Source organism: Kitasatospora sp. NPDC048298 (assembly GCF_043201465.1).
Taxonomy (GTDB): domain Bacteria; phylum Actinomycetota; class Actinomycetes; order Streptomycetales; family Streptomycetaceae; genus Kitasatospora.
Window position 1 is genome coordinate 1 of record NZ_JBICYZ010000059.1, and the last position, 21572, is coordinate 21572.

Consider the following 21572-nt stretch of genomic DNA (forward strand, 5'->3'; position numbering starts at 1 on the left):
CGGTGAGGACGGGGGTGCCGGTGGGGTCGGTGATGGTGAGGTGGGTGGTGTCGGGGGTGGTGGGGGTGAGGGTGGCGTGGAGGGTGGTGGCGTTGGTGGTGTGGAGGGTGGTGTCGGTCCAGTTGAAGGGGATGAGGAGGGGGGTGTCGGGGGTGGTGGTGATGAGGAGGGTGTGGAGGGTGGCGTCGAGGAGGGCGGGGTGGAGGGTGTGGCCTTCGGGGGTGAGGTGGGTGGGGAGGGTGATTTCTGCGTGGAGGGTGTTGTCGGTGTCGCGCCAGGCTTTGGTGAGGCCTTGGAAGGTGGGGCCGTAGGTGTAGCCGCGTTGGGTGAGGTGGTGGTAGGTGTCGGTGAGGTCGATGGGGGTGGCGGTGGCGGGGGGCCAGGTGGTGTCGGTGTCGGTGTCGGTGTCGGGGGTGTGGGGGGTGGTGTTGGTGAGGGTGCCGGTGGCGTGGCGGGTCCAGGGGTGCTCCTCGTCCGCACGCGAGTGGATGGTGAGCGCGCGCCGGCCTTCGGAGTCCGGTGCGTCGACGGTGAGTTGGAGGTCCACGGCCTGCTGCTCGCGCAGGACCAGCGGAGCGGCGAGGGTCAGGTCCTCCAGGGTGGCGCTGCCGGTGTGTTGGGCGGCGTGGAGGGCGAGGTCGACGAAGGCGGTGCCGGGCAGGAGGACCGATCCGGCGATGGTGTGGTCGGCGAGCCAGGGGTGGGTCGTGGTGGAGATGCGCCCGGTGAGGACGAGCTGGTCGCTGTCGGCGAGGGTGATCAGGGCGCCGAGGAGTGGGTGGCCGGCGGAGGTGAGGCCCGCGGCGGTGACGTCGGTCGGCTTCGTGGTGGTGCGGTCGACCCAGTAGCGCTGGCGCTGGAACGGGTAGGTGGGGAGGTCGGCGTGGGGCGTGGGGGTGGCCGGCTGGTAGCAGGTGGGGGTGTGGCCGGTGGTGTGGAGGGTGGCGAGGGCGGTGGTGAAGGACTGGGTTTCGGGGGTGTTCTTGCGCAGGGTGGGGATGGCGGTGGCGTCGGTGGTGAGGCTCTGGCGGGTGAGTGCGGTGAGGGTGGTGTCGGGGCCGAGCTCCAGGTAGCGGGTGACGCCCGCGGTTTCGAGGTACTGGATTCCGGGGTGGAAGCGGACGGCTTCGCGGATGTGGCGGGCCCAGTAGGCGGGGTCGGTGAGCTCTCCGGTGACGGGCTGTGCGGTGAGGTTGGAGATGACGGGGATTTGGGCGGGGTGGTAGGTCAGGTCGGCGATGGCGGCCTGGAAGTCGTCGAGGATGTCTTCCATGTGGGGGGAGTGGAAGGCGTGGCTGACCTGGAGGCGGGTGGTGCGCCGGCCCTGGGCGGTGAAGTGCGCGGTGATGGCCTCGACGGCCGGGGTGTCGCCGGAGACGACGGTGGAGCGGGGGCCGTTGACGGCGGCGAGGTCCACCTCGTGGCCCAGCGTCTCCAGTAGCGCCAGGACTTCTTCTTCGGTGGCTTCCAGGGCGGCCATCGCGCCGTCGTTGCGGGCGGACTGCATGAGGCGTCCGCGGGCGGCGACGAGGCTGACCGCGTCCTCCAGCGAGAACACGCCGGCGAGGTGGGCGGCGGTGACTTCGCCGATGGAGTGGCCGATGAGGTAGTCGGGGGTGATGCCGTGCTGTTCGAGGGTCCGGTAGAGGGCGGTCTGCAGGGTGAACAGTGCGGCCTGGGTGTAGGCGGTCTGGTGGATGAGGTCCGGGTCGTCGCCCCAGAGGACGTCGGTCAGCGGGTGGTCGAGGTGGGGGGTGAACAGGCTGGCGGTTTCGTCGAGTGAGGCGGCGAACGCCGGTACGGCCTCGTAGAGTTCGCGTCCCATGCCGTGGCGCTGGCTGCCCTGTCCGGTGAGCAGGAACGCCGTCCTGCCGGGCCGGAGTGCGCCGGTGACGAGGCCGGGGGCCTCGGTGTCCTCGGCCAGTGCCCGCAGTGCGGCGAGCACGCCGTCGCGGTCCGTCGCGGTCACGACCGCCCGGTGGTCGAAACGGGTGCGCGCGGCGAGGCTGTGGGCGACGGAAGCGGTCTCCGTCTCGGGCTGCTGGGTCAGGAAGGCCGTCAGCTGCCGTGCCCGCTCGCGCAGTGCCTGCGTGGTGCGCGCCGCGAGGAGCAGCGGTGGCTGTTCCGTCGGCTCGGTCGGCCGAGGTGCCTCCGCGGGCTGTTCGAGGATGACGTGGGCGTTGGTGCCGCTGATGCCGAAGGACGACACCGCCGCCCGGCGGGGACGGTCGTCCTCGACGTCCCACGGCCGTGCCTCGTCGAGCAGCCGCACCGTTCCGTCGGACCAGTCGACGTGGCTGGTCGGCTGTTCGGCGTGCAGGGTGCGTGGCAGGGTTGCGTGCCGCATCGCCATGATCATCTTGATCACGCCCCCGACGCCGGCCGCCGCCTGGGAGTGTCCGATGTTGGACTTCAACGACCCGAGCCAGAGCGGGTGTTCGGCATCGTGGGCCTCGCCGTAGGTGTTCAGCAGCGCCTGGGCCTCGATGGGGTCGCCGAGGCGGGTGCCGGTGCCGTGCGCCTCGACGGCGTCGATCTCCTCCGGTGCGAGCCGCGCGTTCGCCAGGGCCTGCCGGATGACGCGTTCCTGGCTGGGGCCGTTGGGCGCGGTCAGGCCGTTGCTGGCGCCGTCCTGGTTGACGGCGGTGCCCCGGACGATCGCCAGCACCGGGTGGCCGTTGCGGCGGGCGTCCGACAGGCGCTCGACCAGCAGCAGGCCGACGCCCTCGCTCCAGCCGGTGCCGTCCGCCTCGTCGGAGAAGGCCTTGCAGCGCCCGTCCGGGGACAGCCCGCGCTGGCGGCTGAACTCCACGAAGGTGCCCGGGGTGGACATGACGGTGGCGCCGCCCGCGAGGGCGAGCGAGCACTCGCCGGCCCGCAGGGCCTGGGCGGCCAGGTGCAGGGCGACCAGGGAGGAGGAGCAGGCGGTGTCCACCGTGATCGCCGGGCCTTCGAGACCGAAGTTGTAGGCGATCCGGCCGGAGACGACGCTGCCGGTGTTGCCGGTCAGCAGGATGCCCTCCAGCTCCTTCGGCATGAGCTGAACCGGCGGGGCGTAGTCGTGGTACATCACCCCGGCGAAGACCCCGGTGTCGCTGCCGCGCAGGGTGGTCGGGTCGATGCCGGCCCGCTCGAAGGTCTCCCAGGCGGTCTCCAGCAGCAGCCGCTGCTGCGGGTCCATCGCGGTGGCCTCGCGCGGGCTGATCCCGAAGAACTCGGGGTCGAACTCGCCCGCTCGGTAGAGGAATCCGCCCCGGTCGGTGATGGACTTGCCGACCGCCTCGGGGTCCGGGTCGTGGAGGTCCTCCGGCCAGCCGCGGTCGTACGGGAACGGGCCGATCCCGTCGAGGCCCTGGTCGACCAGCTGCCACAGTTCCTCGGGCGTGGTGACGCCGCCCGGGTAGTGGCAGGCCATGCCGATGACGGCGATCGGCTCCGCGTCGGCGGCGGTCCCGGAACCGGCGGCTCGCGTGGTCCGCGGGCGGGGTGCCTGGACGAGGCCCGCGGCCTTGGCGAGTTGCTCCTGCAGGTGCTCGGCCAGCGCGCCGGGTGTCGGGTAGTCGAACACCAGGGTGGCCGAAAGTCGGAGCCCGGTCGCCGAGTTGATGCGGTTGCGCAGTTCGACCGCGCTCAGCGAGTCGACGCCCAGCTCCTTGAAGCCGGCGGAGGCGTCGACCGTGTCCGCGCTGCTGTGGCCGAGCACGGAGGCCGCCGACGTACGGACCAACTCCAGTGCGGCGGCGAGACGTTGGGTCGTGTCCAGGCCGGCCAGCCGCTCGGCGAACTCGTTGCCCGCCGGCTGGGCGGCCCTGGCCCGGACCCGCTGCGGGGCGGTCCGAACCAGCCCGCGCAGCAGCGCCGGGACGGATTCGGCGCCGGACCGCGCCCGGACGGCGGCGAGGTCGAGCCTGGCCGGGACGAGCAGGGCCTCGGGGCGGTCGAGGGCGGCGTCGAGGAACGCCAGCCCCTCGTCCTCGGACATCGCCGCGACGCCCGCGCGGGCCATGCGCGCGAGGTCGGCGCCGCTGAGCTTCTCGCCCATGCCGCCCTCGTCCCAGAGGCCCCAGGCGAGGGAGGTGGCGGGCAGGCCGAGGGTGTGCCGGTGGTGGGCGAGGGCGTCCAGGAAGGCGTTGGCGGCGGCGTAGTTGGCCTGGCCCGCGGCGCCGATCAGACCGGAGACCGAGGAGTACAGGACGAAGGCGGACAGCGGGAGTTCGGCTGTCAGCTCGTGGAGGTGCAGCGCGGCCCGGACCTTCGGGCGCAGGACGGTGTCGAGGCGCTCGGGGGTGAGGGCGGTGATGATGCCGTCGTCGAGGACGCCGGCGGTGTGGATGACGGCGGTGAGGGGGTGGTCGGTGGGTACGGCGGTGAGGAGGGCGGCGACGGCGTCGCGGTCGGTGGTGTCGCAGGCGACGGCCCGGACCTCGGCACCGGAGTCGGTGAGTTCGGCGATGAGGTCGGCGGCGCCGGGCGCGTCGGCGCCCCTGCGGCTGGTGAGGAGGAGGTGCCGGACGCCGTGCTCGGTGACCAGGTGCCGGGCCAGCAGGGCACCCAGCCGTCCGAAGGCACCCGTGATCAGCACCGTGCCCTCCGGGGCGAGCCGCACCGGGCCGGAGTCGGCCGCGGTCGGAGCGTTGACGCGGGCGAGCCGGGGCACCTGGAGAACACCGGCCCGAAGCGCGGACTGCGGCTCACCGGCGGCGGCAGCGGCGCGCAGGACCCGCAGCGACTCGGGCGTGCCGTCGTGATCCACCAGGGTGAACCGGCCCGGATACTCCGACTGCACGGTCCGCAGCAGACCCCACACCGGGGCCGCGGCCGGCACCCCGGGCTCGGTCGGGCCGCCGGCCGGCACGGCGTGCCGGGTCAGCACCAGCACCGGGGTCTCGGCCAGCCGGTCGTCGTGGAGCAGCGCCTGGACGGTCGCCAGGGCGTCGTGGGAGGCCCGGCGGGCCGCCTCGAACAGGGCGCCACCGTCCGTGCCGTCCGCCTCGGGGTGGCCCGGCGTGTACACCAGGACCTCGGGCGGTTCGGCCGTCCCGTCGTCGAGGGCCGCGCGCAGGGCGGCTGCGTCCTCGTACCGGACGGCTTCGAGCGCCTCGGCCGTTCCGGCATCGCCGATCAGGGCCCAGCGGCCGCCGGTCGCCTCGGCGAGCGCGGCGGCTGCGGGCTGCCAGGCGACGGTGTACAGCGGGTGCCGCTGGTCGGCGTCGCGCAACTGCTCGGCGGAGGCCTCGCGCATCACCAGCGCGTCGATCTCGGCGACCGGTGCGCCGGTCGGATCGGTGAGGCGCAGCGTGGTTCCGGTGCCGTCGACGGACGGGCGGGCCGTGAGCCGGAGCCGGGTGGCGCCGACGGAGTGCAGCGTCACACCCCGGAAGGTGAACGGAAGGCCGCGCTCGGTGCCGGCGATCAGGAGGGTGTGGAGGGTGGCGTCGAGGAGGGCGGGGTGGAGGGTGTGGCCTTCGGGGGTGAGGTGGGTGGGGAGGGTGATTTCGGCGTGGAGGGTGTTGTCGGTGTCGCGCCAGGCTTTGGTGAGGCCTTGGAAGGCGGGGCCGTAGGTGTAGCCGCGTTCGGTGAGGTGGTGGTAGGTGTCGGTGAGGTCGATGGGGGTGGCGGTGGCGGGGGGCCAGGTGGTGTCGGTGTCGGGGGTGTGGGGGGTGGTGTTGGTGAGGGTGCCGGTGGCGTGGCGGGTCCAGGGGTGGTCCTCGTCCGCGCGCGAGTGGACGGTGAGCGCGCGCCGGCCCTCGGAGTCGGGCGCCTCGACGCTGACCTGCAGGTCGACCGCGTCGCGGTCGTGCAGGAACAGCGGGACCTCCAGCGTCAGTTCCTCGACCGTCGGGGTGTCGGTGTGCTGGGCGGCGTGGAGGGCGAGGTCGACGAAGGCGGTGCCGGGCAGGAGGACCGACCCGGCGATGGTGTGGTCGGCGAGCCAGGGGTGGGTCGTGGTGGAGATGCGCCCGGTGAGGACGAGTTGGTCGCTGTCGGCGAGGGTGATGAGGGCGCCGAGGAGCGGGTGGCCGGGGGAGGTGAGGCCGGCGGTGCCGAGGTCGCCGGTGGGTTGCTGGGGGGTGAGCCAGTAGTGCTGGTGTTGGAAGGGGTAGGTGGGCAGGTCGATGGGGGTGGGGGTGGTTGTGGTCCAGGTGGTGGGGGTGTGGCCGGTGGTGTGGAGGGTGGCGAGGGCGGTGGTGAGGGACTGCGTCTCGGGGGTGTTCTTGCGCAGGGTGGGGACGGCGATGGCGTCGGTGGTGAGGCTCTGGCGGGTGAGTGCGGTGAGGGTGGTGTCGGGGCCGAGTTCCAGGTAGCGGGTGACGCCGGCTGCCTCCAGGTACTGGATTCCGGGGTGGAAGCGGACGGCTTCGCGGATGTGGCGGGCCCAGTAGGCGGGGTCGGTGAGCTCTCCGGTGACCGGCTGCGCGGTGAGGTTGGAGATGACGGGGATTTGGGCGGGGTGGTAGCTCAGGTCGGCGATGGCGGCCTGGAAGTCGTCGAGGATGTCTTCCATGTGGGGGGAGTGGAAGGCGTGGCTGACCTGGAGGCGGGTGGTGCGGCGGCCCTGGGCGGTGAAGTGCGCGGCGACGGCCTCGACCGCCGGGGTGTCGCCGGAGACGACGGTGGAGCGGGGGCCGTTGACGGCGGCGAGGTCCACCTCGTGGCCCAGCGTCTCCAGTAGCGCCAGGACTTCTTCTTCGGTGGCTTCCAGGGCGGCCATCGCGCCGTCGTTGCGGGCGGACTGCATGAGGCGTCCGCGGGCGGCGACGAGGCTGACCGCGTCCTCCAGCGAGAACACGCCGGCGAGGTGGGCGGCGGTGACTTCGCCGATGGAGTGGCCGATGAGGTAGTCGGGGACGATGCCTTCGTGTTCGAGGGCCCGGTAGAGGGCGGTCTGCAGGGTGAACAGTGCGGCCTGGGTGTAGGCGGTCTGGTGGATGAGGTCCGGGTCGTCGCCCCAGAGGACGTCGGTCAGCGGGTGGTCGAGGTGGGGGGTGAACAGGCGGGCGGTCTCGTCGAGCGAGGCGGCGAACGCCGGTACGGCCTCGTAGAGTTCGCGTCCCATGCCGTGGCGCTGGCTGCCCTGTCCGGTGAACAGGAACGCCGTCCTGCCCGGCCGGACGGTGCCGGTGACCAGCCCCGGGGCCTCGGTGTCCTCGGCCAGTGCCCGCAGTGCGGCGAGCAGGCCCTCGCGGTCCGTCACGCTGACGACCGCCCGGTGGTCGAAGCGGGTGCGCGCGGCGAGGGTGTGCGCGGCCGCGACGGTGTCCGCCTCGGGCTGGCGCTCCAGGTACTCCGCCAGCTGCTGTGCCTGCTCGCGCAGTGCCGGTGCCGACTTCGCCGACAACTGCCAGGGCAGTGCGGTGAGTTCGGTGTCCTCGTGGTCGGGTTCGGTGTCGGCCTGCTCCAGGATGAGGTGGGCGTTGGTGCCGCTGATGCCGAACGAGGACACGGCGGCCCGGCGCGGTCGCTCGTCCTCGACGTCCCAGGGCTGTGCCTCGGTGAGCAGCCGGACGGTTCCGTCGGACCAGTCGACGTGGCTGGTCGGCTGTTCGGCGTGCAGGGTGCGCGGCAGGACGCCGTGCCGCATCGCCATGACCATCTTGATCACGCCCCCGACGCCCGACGCCGCCTGGGAGTGCCCGATGTTGGACTTGATCGAACCCAGCCAGAGCGGCCGTTCGGCGCCGTGGCCGCGCCCGTAGGTGTTCATCAGGGACTGGGCCTCGATCGGGTCGCCGAGGCGGGTGCCGGTGCCGTGCGCCTCGACCGCGTCCACGTCGGCCGGGGTCAGCTCCGCGTCGGCCAGGGCGCGTCGGATGACCGCCTCCTGGGCCGGTCCGCTCGGGGCCGTGAGGCCGTTGCTGGCACCGTCCTGGTTGGTCGCCGTACCCCGGATCACCGCGAGGACCGGGTGGCCGTTGCGGCGGGCGTCCGACAGGCGCTCGACCAGCAGCAGGCCGACGCCCTCGCTCCAGCCGGTGCCGTCCGCCTCGTCGGAGAAGGCCTTGCAGCGCCCGTCCGGGGACAGTCCGCGCTGGCGGCTGAACTCCACGAACATGCCGGGGCTCGCCATGACCGCCGCGCCGCCCGCGAGCGCCAGGGAGCACTCGCCCGCCCGTAGTGCCCGTACAGCCAGGTGCAGCGCCACCAGGGAGGAGGAGCACGCGGTGTCGACGCTCAGCGCCGGGCCCTCCAGGCCCAGGGTGTAGGCGATCCGGCCGGACGAGACGCTGCCGAGCTGGCCGGTGAGCAGATAGCCGTCGACGCCGGGGGCGGCCTCGGCGAGTCGGGGGCCGTACTCCATGCCGTAGGTTCCGGTGAAGACGCCGGTGTCGCTGCCATGCAGCGTGCCGGGGTCGATGCCGGCCCGTTCGACGGCCTCCCAGGCGGTCTCCAGCAGCAGGCGCTGCTGCGGGTCCATGGCGAGGGCCTCGCGTGGGCTGATGCCGAAGAAGGCGCTGTCGAAGCCGCCGGCGTCGGTGAGGAAGCCGCCGTGGCGGGTGGTGGAGTGGCCGGTGGCCTCCGGGTCCGGATCGTAGAGGTCCTCGCTCCAGCCGCGGTCCGCGGGGAGGGGGCCGATGGCGTCGGTCTCCTCGGCGACCAGCCGCCACAGGTCCTCGGGGGAGGAGACGCCGCCCGGGTAGCGGCAGGCCATGCCGACGATGGCGATCGGCTCGCTCGGCAGCACCGGCGAGCGGCGTTCGAGGGTCGTGCCGTCGTCCGTCCCGGCCTCGAAGAGCAGCGTGTGCAGGTGCTCGGCGAGGGCTTGCGTGGTGGGGCGGTCGAAGGCCACGGCGACGGGCAGCCGCACACCCAGCAGCCGGGTCAGCCGGTCGCGCAGCGCCACCGCGCCCGCGGACTCCAGGCCGAGGTCCCGGAACTTCCGCCGGTCGTCCGGCGGCGGCCCGGCGGGGTCCCCGGGCCCGAGCACCGCGGCGGCCTGCTCCCGGACGAGGTCCAGGAGGAACGGCTGCCGCTGGTGGGGCGGCAGGGCCTCCAGCCGGGCGCGCAGCGGGTTGGCCGGTGCGGACGGCTCGTCCTCGGCCGGCTCCGCGTCGAACTCGGGCAGCTCCAGCCGCGGAGCCGGCTCGTCGGCCGTTGCTCCGGAGAACTCGACGGACACGCCGTGGACGTACAACTGGGCGAGTGCGCCGGCCAGTTCGAGCGGGCTGTCCTTGCCCCGGGCGAGCGTGCCGGTCACCAGTCCTTCGCTGTGGTCGGACCGGGCGCAGTCCTGCAGGATGTCGCGGACGGCCATCGTGAGCAGCGGCTGCGGGCTCGCCTCCAGGAAGACCTGGTGCCCGTCGGCGAGCAGGGCCCGTACGGCCGACTCGAAGCTCACCGGGGTGCGAAGGTGGCGGGCCCAGTACTCCCCGTCCAGCTGCTCGGAAGGCAGCCGGGTCCCGGTCGCGGCCGAGTAGAACGGGATCGGACCGCCGTCGAGCGGGCGGACGGTGCGCAGTTCGGTGAGCAGCCGGTCCATGATCGCGTCGACCTGGGGTACGTGGGCCGGAAAGTCGGCCTGCACGCGGCGTGCCCGTACCCCGTCCGCCGCCAGTTGCTCCAGCAGCTCGGACAGCGCCCGGTCGTCGCCCGAGACGGTGACCGAGCCCGGGCCGTTGACGGCCGCCACGTCCAGCAGGCCGTCCCAGGCGGTGAGGCGGGCGCGCATCTCGGCCTCCGGCAGCAGCGCCGCGACGATGCCCCAGTGGCCCGAGAGGTCCTCGGCGAAGGCGGTACCCCAGACCACCGCGACCCGGAGGGCGTCCTCCAGGGAGAGCGCGCCGCAGGCGTGGGCGGCGGGTAGCTCGCCGAGGCTGTGGCCCACCACGGCGGCCGGTTCGACGCCGCGCGAGCGCCACACCGCCGTCAACGAGATCATCACGGCGACCAGTGCGGGCATCACGAACTGCGGCGCCACCAGCGGCGGCGCGCCCTCGGTGCCCCGCAGCACCTCCGTCAACCGCCAGTCCACCAGTGGGGCGAGGGCCTGCTCGCAGGCCTCGACGCGCTCCCGGAAGACCGGGTCGGCGTCGAGCAGGTCGGCGGCCATGCCCGCCCAGTGCGCCCCGAAGCCCGGGTAGACGAAGACCGGCCTGACCCCTCCCTCGGCACCGACGGCCCGACCGGTCCACAGGCCCTCGGAGACCGCCTCCGTCCCGCTCTCCGCGAGCGCTCGCAGCCCGGCCAGCAGCTCCGACCGGTCCCGGCCGACCAGGGCGGCCCGGTACGCGGTGGCGGCGGGGTGGCGGGCCGCCCGGTCCGCGGCGAGCAGGGCGGCGGAGGCGGCGGCCGGGCTCGGTGCGGGCTCGGTGTCGAGCAGTCGCGCCGCGGCCGCGGCGCGGGCCCGCAGCGAGGCCGGGCCGGGCGCCGAGACGGTCCACAGCACGACGGGGGTGGGCTCAGCAGTCATCGTCTACCGTCTCCGAGATCGGGTCCGCCGAGGTGCGTCGGCGGTTTCTGGTGGTTCTGGGGTTCGGGTTTCGGGGTTCGGGGGCGCCGGGCGCCCGGCGCCTCAGGCCCGTACGGCCGGCGCCGGGGCGAGCAGCGAGCGGATCAGCGTCAGCGTCGCGGCGGGCGAGTCCCGGTGGAAGAAGTGGCCGCCGGGCAGGGTGAACACCCGGCAGTCGGCCGTGGTGTGCCGGGCCCACTCCTGGGCCAGGGCCGCGCCGATCAGCGGATCGCCGGACCCGACCAGCACGCTCAGCGGCACCGGCACCGGCGGGTGCCCGCGATCGACCCGGCTGAGCGCCAGCCGCAGGTCGTCGCGCAGCAGCGTGACCGCGTGGGCCAGCCACTCGGGGTAGGCCCGGACCAGCTCCGGGATCCCGCCGAGACCCGCCATCCAGCTGGTCAGCTCCTCGTCGGTCCGCATCGCCGGCTCGATCTCCTGCCGGGGCGTGTGCGGTGGCGGGGCCGCCCCGAGCAGCAGCCGCTCGGGCAGTTCCCGGCCGCGGGCCCGGCGCCGCCGGGTCAGTTCGAAGGCGACCTGGCCGCCCATGCTGTGCCCGTAGAACGCGTGCGGCGCGTCGAGCAGCGGGTCCAGGGCCTCGTCCAGTTCGTCGAGCAGGCGGTCGAAGTCGTGCAGCCGGGCCTCCCGGACCCGGTGCTCGCGACCGGGCAACTGCACCGGCACGACGGCGACTTCGGCGCCCAGCTGCTGCTGCCAGGTGGAGAAGGACGAGGCCATGCCACCCGCGTGGTGGAAGCAGAACAGCCGCAGCGGCGCGTCACCCGGATCCGGCTGCCGGGGCAGCAGGTAGGGCGAGCGGCCCGGGCTCAGGCGCCCGGGCGGTGCGAGCGCGCCGGGGGCCGCCGTCATGTTCCGGACCTGGCGGTCAGCTCGTAGATGTCGCGCAGGCTGCCGGCCTCCAGCACCTTGGGCATGGACACCTGCTGCCCGGTCTCCCGCTCGAGTGCGGTCAGCAGCGTCAGCAGGTGGAGCGAGTCCCAGCCGGGCAGTTCGTCGAAGCCCAGCGCGAGGCTGTCCGGCGTCAGCGACAGGCCGATCTCGGCGTGGACCAGGGTGAGGAAGTCGTCGATGGTGTTCACTGCTGGGGCCCTCCCAGGCTCAGCGTCAGCCGGATGTGCTCCGGGGTTTCGGTGATCTCCGCCAGGTCGTGGCGGAAGGTGGTCGATCCGGCGCCGTCGGTCCCCTCGGCCACCGGCCGGAAGCCGTTGCCGGGGTAGAACTCCTTGACCTTGCCGTTCTTGGCGGTCGGCCGGAAGCTGCCCTCGACCGCGCTCAGCCCGCGTTCCCGCGCGTGGCTGAGCACCGCCGACAGGCAGGCCTGCTCGATGCCCCGGGCGAAGACCCGGCAGCTGAGCAGGAAGTTGTCGATCCGCAGGACGGTCCCGTCCCGGTGGGCCAGCACGGCGCCCACCACACCGTTGTCCCCGAACCGGTCGCTGGAGCGGATCGTCAGCACCAGCGCGTCCTCGTCGGCCGCCAGCCCGGTCACCTCGGCCGGCTGGAGGCGCTGGGTGGTGAGGTTGAACTGGTTGGTGCGCAGCGTCAGTTGGGAGACGCGGGCGATCTCCGACTCGTCCGCGTCGGCGAGTCGCACCTTGACGTCCAGCTCCCGCAGGTAGTCGTCCAGGGAGGTGAAGCTGTGCAGGAAGTCCTTGCGGTCAAGCTCCTCCCGGTAGCGCGCGGGACGCTTCAGGTCGTCGGTGGTGATGTCCCGGACGTCGAACCAGCCGTCCCGCAGCACCTTCTCCACGTGCAGCGCGGCCTCCTCGTCCAGCCGCAGTACGGCCACCTCCGGCAGCTCCCGGGAGACCAGGCCGCACTCGTACGGGCTGTCGTCCGCGAACACGAAGCTGTCCACGCCGAGGTTCAGGTCCGCCGCCAGCTCGCGCAGGTTCTCGTGCTTGGGGCGCCAGTTGGCGATCACCCGGACGAAGTCCGCCTCGCGCAGTGTCATCTCCGGGTGGTCCCGCAGGACCTCCCGCACCGGCTCCAGGTCGTTCTTGCTCACCGCCGCGAGCAGCACACCCTGCGAGGCGAGCTGCTTGGCCGCCTTCTGCAGGGTCCGGAAGGCCTCGCCGCGGTAGCTGCCCGCGACCTCGATGCCCTCGCTGCCGTCGTCGCCGAGCACCCCGCCCCAGACCGTGTTGTCCAGGTCCAGCACCAGGCACTTCTTCGCCCGGCCGGTCGCCCCGCGCAGCAGGTGGGCCACCTCCCGGGCGTACTCCGCGAGCAGCTCGGGCGACAGCTGGGTCTTGGTGTAGACACCGAGCCGGGCATCGCGCAGCGGCACGTCCGCGCCGACCAGCGGCTCCAGGTCCAGGACGGTCAGCGCCGGGTGCGCGTCCATCAGCCGCAGCAGCCGGGCGTTGGCCTCCCGCCAGACGGCGCCCAGCCGGGCCCGGTCGCGCAGCCCGACCAGCTGCGCCGACCAGGCGCGCGGCAGCGGCAACGTGTTGAGGACCAGCGTGCCGCGCCCCGCGCCGGCGAAGACCGAGGCGAGCCGCTCGAACAGGGCCAGCTTCTCCGCGAGGACCAGCTCCACGTCGTCCGGCGTCCACGGCGTCGGCACCTCGTCGAACACCACCGAGGCGTCCAGCACGCACACCACGGCGTCCGGCCGCGCCCGGTAGAGGGCGCTGTCCGGGTCCGACAGGTCGAAGACGTAGGAGTCGAAGTCGGCGACGTGCGGGCGCAACAGCACGCCGTGCCGCGCCAGTTGGGCGGTCAGGGGCCCGGTCAGCCCGGACACCGTGCTGTGGCCGGTGATGGCCACCGTCACCACCGGCGTCTGCGGATGCTCATCGAGGACCGCGTCCGCGCCCACCCGGGCCAGCATGTTCCCGGCCCGGCGCAGCCCGTCCGCGTCGCCCTCCTGGTCGATCGCGGCGATCAGTTCCCGGACGCGGGGGTACTCGGCGGCCAGCAGGCCGTCCTCGTGCAACAACCGGAGGGTGCCGCTCATCTTCTCGCCCATCCCAGCTCTCCCGTACGTCGATACGACGCCGGTCATGCTCGGCAGACGGTCTAAAGCGCCCCTAGCGCCGGTGTGAGGTGGTGATCAGTCGGCCGGGGCGCCGAGGCCGGATCGGGGTGCGCGAGACGGACGGGACGGGCCGGAGGCAGACCGCGAATCGGCCCCGTGCGCTCCCGGAGGCATGGCCTCGGGGAGCGCACGGGGCCGACGGCCTTCCGCGGGCTGCTGGGGGGGTGTGCGCGTGTCAGGCGGTGCCGCAGTGCTCCCGGTACCAGGGGGCCCAGGAGGGCAGGGCGGCCAGGGCGTCCTCGCCGCAGTCGACGCCGGCCAGCGCCCAGACGCGTTCGCTGGTGAACCAGTTGTCCTGGGCCAGCAGCGAGAACTGGCGGGCGCTCAACCGTGAGCCGCTCGCGTCGAGGGCGGCGACGCACTGCGGCCAGGTCCAGTCGCGGTCGGGGACCGGCGGGAGGACCGCGTGTTCCTCGAGCGTGTCCAGCAGGCGGTGCAGGCGCACCGGTCGGGGATGGCTCGCGTGGTGGACGGACGGGCCGAGCGGGCGGGCGGTGGACAGGGTGGCGACGATCAGCCGGGCCAGGTCCACCACGGGGACGACGGAGAGGAGCGCGGCCCCGGAGGCCCAGCGCGCGGGCACCCGGCGGCGCAGTTCGGCCACGGCGGGCACCACCCACCGGTCGCCGGCGCCGAGGACGAGTCCCGGGCGCAGGACGACGGCGCCGGCGTCGAGGGCGGGCCGCTCACCGGCGAGGCGGGTGGCGCTGGTCGGGGAGACCGGTGCCGGTTCCACGTCGCCCACGTCCGTGCCCCGGTGGGGGCCGTGGCCGTAGACGGCGGCCGTCGACAGGTGGGTCACCCGGGTCACACCGGAGTGGACGGCTTCCGCCATGAGCCGCGCGGTGCCGTGCACGTTGACGGCGGTGCAGGCGTCGTGGTCGCCGCTGATCAGGGAGGCCAGGTGCAGCAGCGCGTCGGCGTCCCGGCACACGCCGCGCAGGCTGTCCGGGGCGGAGAGGTCGGCCTCCACCCACTCCGCTCCGGCGGCGATCAGCTCGGCGGGTGCCCTGCGCCCGACGACGCGCACCTGCCACGCCGGATCGCGCAGCAGCAGGGCGGCCACGTGCGAGCCGATGAATCCCGTGGCACCGGTCAGCACCACCCGGCGTGGTGTCACACCCATTGCCGCCCCCGTTCCGGGGCGACGAGGATCCGCGGCAGTGCCTCGGCGGAGGCGACGCCGGGCAGCAGGTAGCGCCACAGGGAGACGATGCGTTCGGGGAGGTCGGACCAGCCCGCCGAGATCTGCGACTTCAGCTGGGTTCCGGTGAACGCGGCCACCAGGACCTCGGCGAACTCGCTCCCGTCGACGTCCTCGCGCAGTTCACCCCGTTCGCGCGCCACGTCCAGTTCGCCGCGGAAGCGCTGCGCCCACCAGTCGTACGCCGAGTCGTCGTTCAGGGCGGGGCCGCCCTGGTCGACCGCGAGGCGCACCCCGGCCCGCAGCAGCGTGTTGCTCTGCAGCTCGACGGCGAGGGTCAGCGTGACGTCCACGAGCTGCTGCAGCCCCTGCGGTTCGGCGGGCAGTCGCAGGTCGCTCGCCTGCTCCAGCATGACGGCCCGGGCGAGGTCCTCCTTGGACTTGAAGTGGAAGTACATCGCCCCTGAGGTCAGGCCCGCCGTCGCCAGGATGCGGTTGATCCCCGCGCCGTGGTAGCCGACCTGGTCGAACACCTCGGCCGCGGCGCAGACCAGCGCGGCCCGTGTTCTCAAGGCTTGTTCGTGTTTGTGTCCACTCGTCATCCGCGCGTAGTCCGCCTGTCATCGTCGAGCAACAAATCTGGATACAGAACGATCTCTATGTTACACATGAACCTATCGCCTACGGGTCGTCGTTGCGACCCGGCGCCTTCACTGGGGGTCTTTCATGCTTGTTTGCAAGGAACTCGACCGCAGCCGCCCGGGCGACGCCGGCGAACCCGGCATCACGGGCGCCGGCAGCGCTGACGCCTCCGACGACACCGTCCCCGTCGAACCCTGGCAGGTGCACAAGCTGCGTCCTGACGAGGTGTATCTCACCCGCTGGCGCCGTACGGGGCCCGACGCCTTCCACATACGGGCCCGGCGCCCGTCGCGGCACCCGTTCTACCGGGTCGCCGCGGACTTCGACCCGCTCCTGCTGTGCGAGACCGTCCGTCAGACCTTCCCGCTGCTGTGCCACGCCGCCTACGATGTGCCGCGGGGCTACCAACTGATCTGGGACCGCATCCGCTACGACGTCGACGACGCCGCGTACGCCGGGGTCGACCGCGGCCCGGACGTGGAACTGGACGTCCGCTGCTTCGACGTGTCCTACCGCGGAAAGTACCCGACGGCCCTGTCCCTGCGGGCGGTCGTCAGCTGGGGCGGCCTGCCGGTGGCCACGGTCGACACGCGGTTCACCGTCCAGTCCAGGGCCGTGTACCAGCGGCTGCGCGGTGCGTACGCCGACACCGAGGCCGCCGTCGCGAAGGCGTTACCCGCCCCCGCGTCCGCGCCGTGCGCCGGTACCGGTCGCCAGCGGGCGGGGGACGTGCTCCTGGCCTCCCCGGTCGACGGCGGCCGCCGGCTCCGGGTCAACCCGAACCACCCGATCTACTTCGACCACCCCGTCGACCACGTGCCCGGCATGCTGCTGCTGGAGGCGGCCCACCAGGCGGTCGGCGGCGCGGTCAGCACACTCGACTGCACCTTCCACCGGTACGTCGAACTCGACACCCCCTGCACGGTCGTCACCACCCCGCTCGACCCCGACGCGCAACCGGCCGACAGCGGGAGCGGAGCGGTGAGATGGACGAGGATCACGGCCGTCCAGGACGGCCGGCAGCGCTTCACCGCCGACCTCGTCCCCTACGCCGCTCCCGTCCTGGTGGACAGCGGCCGGGTCGCACGGTGAGCGACGCGGCATGACGACGACGGCCCCTGGGTCACGCCGGCCGGATCCGGAGACGCCTCTCTGGGATCTCAACCTCAAGCATCTTCAGGCGTTCCTCGCCGTCGCGGACACCCTGAGCTTCACCTCCGCGGCGGCCCAGCTCGGAAGCAACCAGCCGACTCTCACGCGCTCCGTGCAGCGCCTGGAGGAGCAGTTGGGGGTTCCGCTCTTCCTGCGCACCACCCGTCAGGTCGCCCTCAGCCCGGCCGGGGCCCGGCTGCGGGACCGGCTGCAGGACCTGCTGCCCCAGCTCAAGCAGGCGCTCGATCCGGAACCGTCCAGCCCCGTCCTGCGGCTGGGGTTCTCCTGGCTGCTTCCGGACGGCTGGGTGCACGAGGCGATCGTCCAGTTCGAACGGGAGAGCGGCGCCCGGGTGCAGTTGCACCGCAGGGACGACCGCTGGGCGGGCGTGGACCGGGCCGTCGTGGACATCGCGCTGCTGCGCGGTCACCCTCCGGCCGACCGGATGAAGGCCACCAGGCTCGGCACCGAGGGGTGCGCCGCGGCCGTCCCCCACCGCCACCCCCTGGCGGGCCGCCCGTGGGTGGACTGGACGGAGCTGGGCGACCACCCGCTGGTGATCAACTCGACCGGCCGGGCCCTCCTGGACCCGGACGGGCAACTGGGCGCCGAGCACCCGCGGATCGTGCACTGCGACAACTTCGACGAGTGCCTGGAGTCGGTGGCGGCCGGACGGGGCGTCAGCGTGATGCCCGACCTCGTCCTGCAGCGCAACCTGCACCCGGCTCTGGAGTTCGTGCCGCTGCGCGGAGCACCGAGCATCCCGCTGTCCCTGATCCGCCCCGCCCAGGGCGCGCACCCGCTCGCCGAGCGCTTCACCGAGGTCACCCGGCGCGTCCTGCTGTCCCGCCGCTCCGGGCGCGCGGCCCTGGGCCAGAGCCCGGGTGCCAGGGCCGGCCGGGTGCTGGCGGGGCGCTGAGCCGGGTCGGCGGCCGACACCGCGGAGCGCGGGGTGTCGGCCGCCGGCGGGTGTGCGCCGACGTCACTCGCCGGCCGCGCTTCTCCCCTTCAGGGCCTCGGCGTTGACCGCGCCGGGGACGGGCTCGCCGGCGAGCGCCCGGCACACCGCCTGGGCCGCCTCCCGGCCGGCCCGCTCCTGCGCCTCCCGCGTACTGGCCCCCAGGTGCGGGGTGGCGACGACGGAGGGGAAGGAGAGCAGGGCGTTGCCGACGGCCGGTTCGACGGCGTAGACGTCGAGTGCCGCCCCGGCGATGCGTTCCTCCTTCAGCGCGACGGCCAGCGCGTTCTCGTCGACGATGCCGCCGCGTGCGGTGTTGACGAGGATGAGGGAGGGGCGGGCCAGCCGCAGTTCGGGCTCGCCGATGAGCGCCGTGGTCTGCGGCGTCTTGGGCACGTGCACGGTGACGACGTCGCTCCCGGCCATCAGCTCGTCCAGCTCGACCAGCCGGACACCCAGGTCCTGGGCCCGTCCGCGGGTCACGTACGGGTCGTGGGCGAGGAGCCGCATGCCGAACGCGGCGAGCCGCGTGGCCACCAGGGCGCCGACGTGTCCCAGGCCCACGATCCCGACCGTGCTGCCCGCCAGCTCCCTGCCCTGGAACCGGGACCGCTCCCACCGGCCCGCCCGCAGGGACGCGTCGGCGGACACGATCTGGCGGGCGGCGGCGATGATGAGCCCGACGGTGAGCTCGGCCACGCTGAGGACGTTGGAGAGCGGCGCGTTGGCGACCAGGACGCCGGCCGCGGTGGCCGCCTGGACGTCGACGTTGTCCAGTCCGACCCCGGCCCGGGCCACGATCCGCAGCCGGGGTGCCGCGGCCAGTGCCGCCGCGTCCACCCGGGTGCCGCTGCGGATCAGCAGGGCGTCGGCGTCGGCCAGCGCGCGGTGCAGTGCCCGCGGATCGCGTCCGTCACAGCTGCGGACGTCGTAGCCGTCCAGTTCGGCGAGTGCCTCCGGGGCCAGCGGGTCGGCCACGACGACGACGGGTTTCCCCATGGTGGTGTTCTCCTCGGACGGGTGCGGCCGACCGTTCGGTGCGGACCGGTCGGCGCGGCTGGGCGGGGTCATGCGACGGGCTCGGCCGCGAGGCGGCGCGGCAGGTCGGCGCGCCGCCAGATGTCGTCGAGCGCGTCGGCGAAGGCGACGATCCCGCTGTCGTCGTGCTGCGGGGTCGGGGTGACCCGCAGCCGCTCGGTGCCCGCGGGAACGCTGGGCGCGTTGATCGGCTGGACGTAGAAGCCGTGGCGTTCCAGCAGCTCGTCCGCGACCTCCCGGCAGGCCCGGGAGTCCCCGACCAGCACGGGGACGATGTGCGCGGCGTCCGAGACCACGGGGATGCCGCGTTCCCGCAGCAGCGTGTGCAACAGCGTGGCCTTCTCGCGCAGTTGGCTCCGCTCCTTCTCGGAACGCTTGAGGTGCCGTACGGCCGCCAGCGCGCCGGCCGCGACGGCCGGGGGCAGTGAGGTGGTGAAGATGAACGCGGAGGCGAAGCTGCGGACGGCGTCCACCACCGGGGCGGGGCCGGCGATGTAGCCGCCGGCCGCGCCGAAGGCCTTGGCCAGGGTGCCCTGGACGACGTCGAACCGGCCCTGGAGGCCGAGTTCCGCGGCCTTGCCGGAGCCCCGCGGCCCGTACATGCCGACCGCGTGCACCTCGTCGAGGTAGGTGAACGCGCCATATTCGCGGGCGAGTTCGGCCACCCGCGCGAGCGGTGCCACGTCGCTCTCCATGGAGTAGACGCTCTCCAGCGCCACGATCTTGGGGACGGCGGGATCGGTGCCGGCCAGCAGTTCCTCGAGGTGCTCCATGTCGTTGTGCCGGAAGATGAGCTTCTCCGCGCCGCTGTGCCGGATGCCCGCGATCATCGAGGCGTGGTTGAGCTCGTCGGACAGCACGACGCAGCCCGGCAGCCGGCCTGCCAGGACGGTCAGGGCGGCGTCGTTGGCGGCGTAGCCGGTGGGGAGGACGAGCGCGGACTCCATGCCGTGCAGATCGGCCAGTTCGCGCTCCAGCTCCACGTGGTAGCGGTGGTTGCCCGAGATGTTGCGTGAGCCTCCGCTGCCCGCCCCGGACTCGTCGACGGCCCGCTTCATGGCTTCCAGGACGAGCGGGTGCTGGCCCATGCCGAGGTAGTCGTTGCTGCACCACACGTGGATCCGGCGCCCGGTGCCGGGGCCGTGCTTCAGCGCGGCGGGGAAGGAGCCGGCCAGGCGCTCGACCTCGAGGAACGTCCGGTAGCCGCCGCGGTCGCGCAGGTCGTCCAGTTGGGATGCGAAGAATTCGACGTAGTCGAACATCATTCCTCCGGTTCGCCGGTTCAGAACGGACACCGGAAAGATAGACAACTGCTCCGGGTTCTCGTAAATTCTGTTTCCGGCCGCCCATGAGCGGGTCGGATAAATCGAGGTGGAGAGCGCCTCGGGGAGTTATTCGCCGACCGCATGGATCATCGTCCGGGACATTTCTCTTGTATCGGTGATTTGCCTATAGTCCTGAATCATGATCGCTCAGTCACACGACCTGCCGCGGTCGGCGACGACCATGGACATCGAGGAACTCGTCAGGCTGCGCGGCCACCTGCTCGGTGCCGGCACCGCCCCCTACTCCGCCCGCACCCCGCAGGAGGACGCCGCCTGGCGTGCGGCGTACCGCTCCTGGCTGGTCCGGTGGCTGACCGGGCCGACCGGCCGGGTGCAGGTGACGGTGATCGGTCCGGCGCACCGGCTGGCCGCCTGCGCCGTCGCCGTGATCGACGACCGCGCGCCGACCGCGCACTGCCCGAACGGCCTGACCGGATGGGTGCAGTCGGTCGTGGTCGACCCGGACCGGCGGCGGAGCGGACTCGGCACCCGCGTCATGCGACACGCCCTGGACTGGCTGCGTTCGCGGGACGTGCACAGCGTGGTGCTGCAGACCACGCCGGACGGTGCGGCCCTCTACCGCGGCCTCGGTTTCGTGCCGACGGGCGAAGACCTCCTGGCCCTCGACCTGCGGGGCGCCGAAACCAGCTGCGAGGTGATCGAGGCATGAAAGTCCTCATCGTCGGACTCGGATATGCCGGAACGCGGTTCCGCATCGCGTTCCGGAACACCGGAATTCCGATGGAATTCGCGCACGTGGGCCGGACCCGGCGCGACCCGGATATCCCGTACCACACCTCCGTGCGGCAGGGGCTCGACCGGTTCCGCCCGGACGTCGTGGTGGTCACCGTGCCGGACGCCGCCCATGCCGAGATACTCGGGGAGCTTTCCGGCTTCCAGGGTTTCGTGGTGACGGAGAAGCCGCTCACCACCTCCCGCGACGACCCGACGGCCGTGGCGGCGGCGATGGCGAAGACCTCGGGCTTCTGCATGGATCTCGTGGAACGCTATTCGGAAGCGACGACGCGGTTGCGCGACCACGTCCGCCGCACCGGCCTGAGCCTGGTGCGGGCCCACTTCACCTGGGGCAAGGACCGCATCAACGACCACCGTCCCACCAGCGGCGTGGCGAGCGAGGTCATCCACCCGCTCGACCTCGTCGGCTGGATCGCCGGCGACGGTGCGGACCTGGAGCTGCACTCGGTCATCGGCACCCGGTCGGACTTCTCCGTCTCCGGGGCCGACGTCCTCGACAGCGTGGCGCTGGTCGGCCGGCTGGGCCCGGGCGTGGTCACCGGCTACAGCAGCTTCGTCAACATCACCCGCAAGCGGGAGGTCGACTTCGTCTTCCGCACGCCGGACGGCGAACTCGAGTACGCCACCGCCGTCTACGACACACCGGCCTGGGACGCCGACGGGCTGCGCATCTGGCGGCGCACCTCGGAGGGCGACACGGTGCTGGCCGAGCTGGACACCGGGGAGCAGCCGGTGCCCGAGGGCGCCGCGACGGTGGTCAAGCTGGGCCGGATGGCCGCCGACGTCGCCCGGTTCGTCGTCCACGGCGAGCAGCCCGCACAGCCCTTCCCGGGCCTGGCCGACGCCTTGGCCCTCCAGGACCTGCTGACCTCCATGGAGCGCGCGGCGCGCGGCCCGGAGCCGGTCGCCTACTTCCCGGACGGCCGGACCGTGCTCCAGGAGGCCGACTGGGAGCGGCTGGGCTGACCGCCCCGCTCCCTGCATCCCCTCGATTCCCTTGTTTTCCAACGCCCTTGACCCCGTCCCCCCTGCGTGAGGACGAGAAG

12 protein-coding genes are annotated in these 21572 nt (G+C 73.2%); 4 read left to right on the plus strand and 8 right to left on the minus strand.

Features of this window, described 5'->3' with window-relative positions; all coding sequences use genetic code 11:
* The 6 genes from ACGF0D_RS32760 to ACGF0D_RS32785 all read right to left on the minus strand — a co-directional run.
* Positions 1-10408: SDR family NAD(P)-dependent oxidoreductase (locus ACGF0D_RS32760; RefSeq protein ID WP_392922462.1), on the minus strand; the 10408-nt coding region annotated here is incomplete at its 3' end.
* Positions 10409-10510: 102 nt separating this feature from the next.
* Positions 10511-11317, minus strand: a complete 807-nt coding sequence (locus ACGF0D_RS32765) for a thioesterase II family protein (protein WP_392922465.1) — start codon at positions 11315-11317, stop codon at positions 10511-10513.
* Entirely contained in the window at positions 11314-11547 is a 234-nt protein-coding gene (locus ACGF0D_RS32770; protein ID WP_392884313.1) for a phosphopantetheine-binding protein, read from the minus strand. Before ACGF0D_RS32770 ends, ACGF0D_RS32765 begins: the two co-directional genes overlap by 4 nt.
* Positions 11544-13442 carry an HAD-IIIC family phosphatase gene (locus tag ACGF0D_RS32775; protein ID WP_392922467.1) on the minus strand — a complete coding sequence of 633 codons (1899 nt, stop codon included), beginning with the start codon at positions 13440-13442 and terminating at the stop codon, positions 11544-11546. Before ACGF0D_RS32775 ends, ACGF0D_RS32770 begins: the two co-directional genes overlap by 4 nt.
* A 244-nt stretch (positions 13443-13686) precedes the next feature.
* Entirely contained in the window at positions 13687-14637 is a 951-nt protein-coding gene (locus ACGF0D_RS32780; protein ID WP_392884310.1) for an NAD-dependent epimerase/dehydratase family protein, read from the minus strand.
* Complete coding sequence (locus ACGF0D_RS32785; RefSeq protein WP_392922470.1) at positions 14628-15227, minus strand: ScbR family autoregulator-binding transcription factor; 600 nt, start codon at positions 15225-15227, stop codon at positions 14628-14630. The genes ACGF0D_RS32780 and ACGF0D_RS32785 overlap by 10 nt, the downstream gene beginning before the upstream one ends.
* 154 nt (positions 15228-15381) lie before the next feature.
* Here ACGF0D_RS32785 and ACGF0D_RS32790 point away from each other — a divergent pair, with 154 nt between their 5' ends.
* Positions 15382-16389, plus strand: coding sequence for a ScbA/BarX family gamma-butyrolactone biosynthesis protein (locus tag ACGF0D_RS32790; protein ID WP_392922472.1), 1008 nt, complete (start codon positions 15382-15384; stop codon positions 16387-16389).
* A gap of 10 nt (positions 16390-16399) precedes the next feature.
* Positions 16400-17368 carry a LysR family transcriptional regulator gene (locus ACGF0D_RS32795; protein ID WP_392922475.1) on the plus strand — a complete coding sequence of 323 codons (969 nt, stop codon included), beginning with the start codon at positions 16400-16402 and terminating at the stop codon, positions 17366-17368.
* 63 nt (positions 17369-17431) lie between these two features.
* On the opposite strand, the gene ACGF0D_RS32800 is transcribed toward ACGF0D_RS32795, so the two are convergent.
* Both ACGF0D_RS32800 and hemA read right to left on the minus strand, forming a co-directional pair.
* Entirely contained in the window at positions 17432-18406 is a 975-nt protein-coding gene (locus ACGF0D_RS32800) for a hydroxyacid dehydrogenase (protein ID WP_392922477.1), read from the minus strand.
* A 68-nt stretch (positions 18407-18474) separates the two neighbouring features.
* Positions 18475-19707 carry a 5-aminolevulinate synthase gene (gene hemA, locus ACGF0D_RS32805; RefSeq protein WP_392884303.1) on the minus strand — a complete coding sequence of 411 codons (1233 nt, stop codon included), beginning with the start codon at positions 19705-19707 and terminating at the stop codon, positions 18475-18477.
* A 202-nt stretch (positions 19708-19909) separates the two neighbouring features.
* Here hemA and ACGF0D_RS32810 point away from each other — a divergent pair, with 202 nt between their 5' ends.
* A complete protein-coding gene (locus ACGF0D_RS32810; protein ID WP_392922479.1) occupies positions 19910-20440 on the plus strand; it encodes a GNAT family N-acetyltransferase in 531 nt (176 codons plus the stop codon).
* On the plus strand, positions 20437-21492 hold the full coding sequence (locus ACGF0D_RS32815) for a Gfo/Idh/MocA family oxidoreductase (protein WP_392922481.1): 1056 nt from the start codon (positions 20437-20439) through the stop codon (positions 21490-21492). The genes ACGF0D_RS32810 and ACGF0D_RS32815 overlap by 4 nt, the downstream gene beginning before the upstream one ends.
* Positions 21493-21572 lie beyond the last annotated feature (80 nt).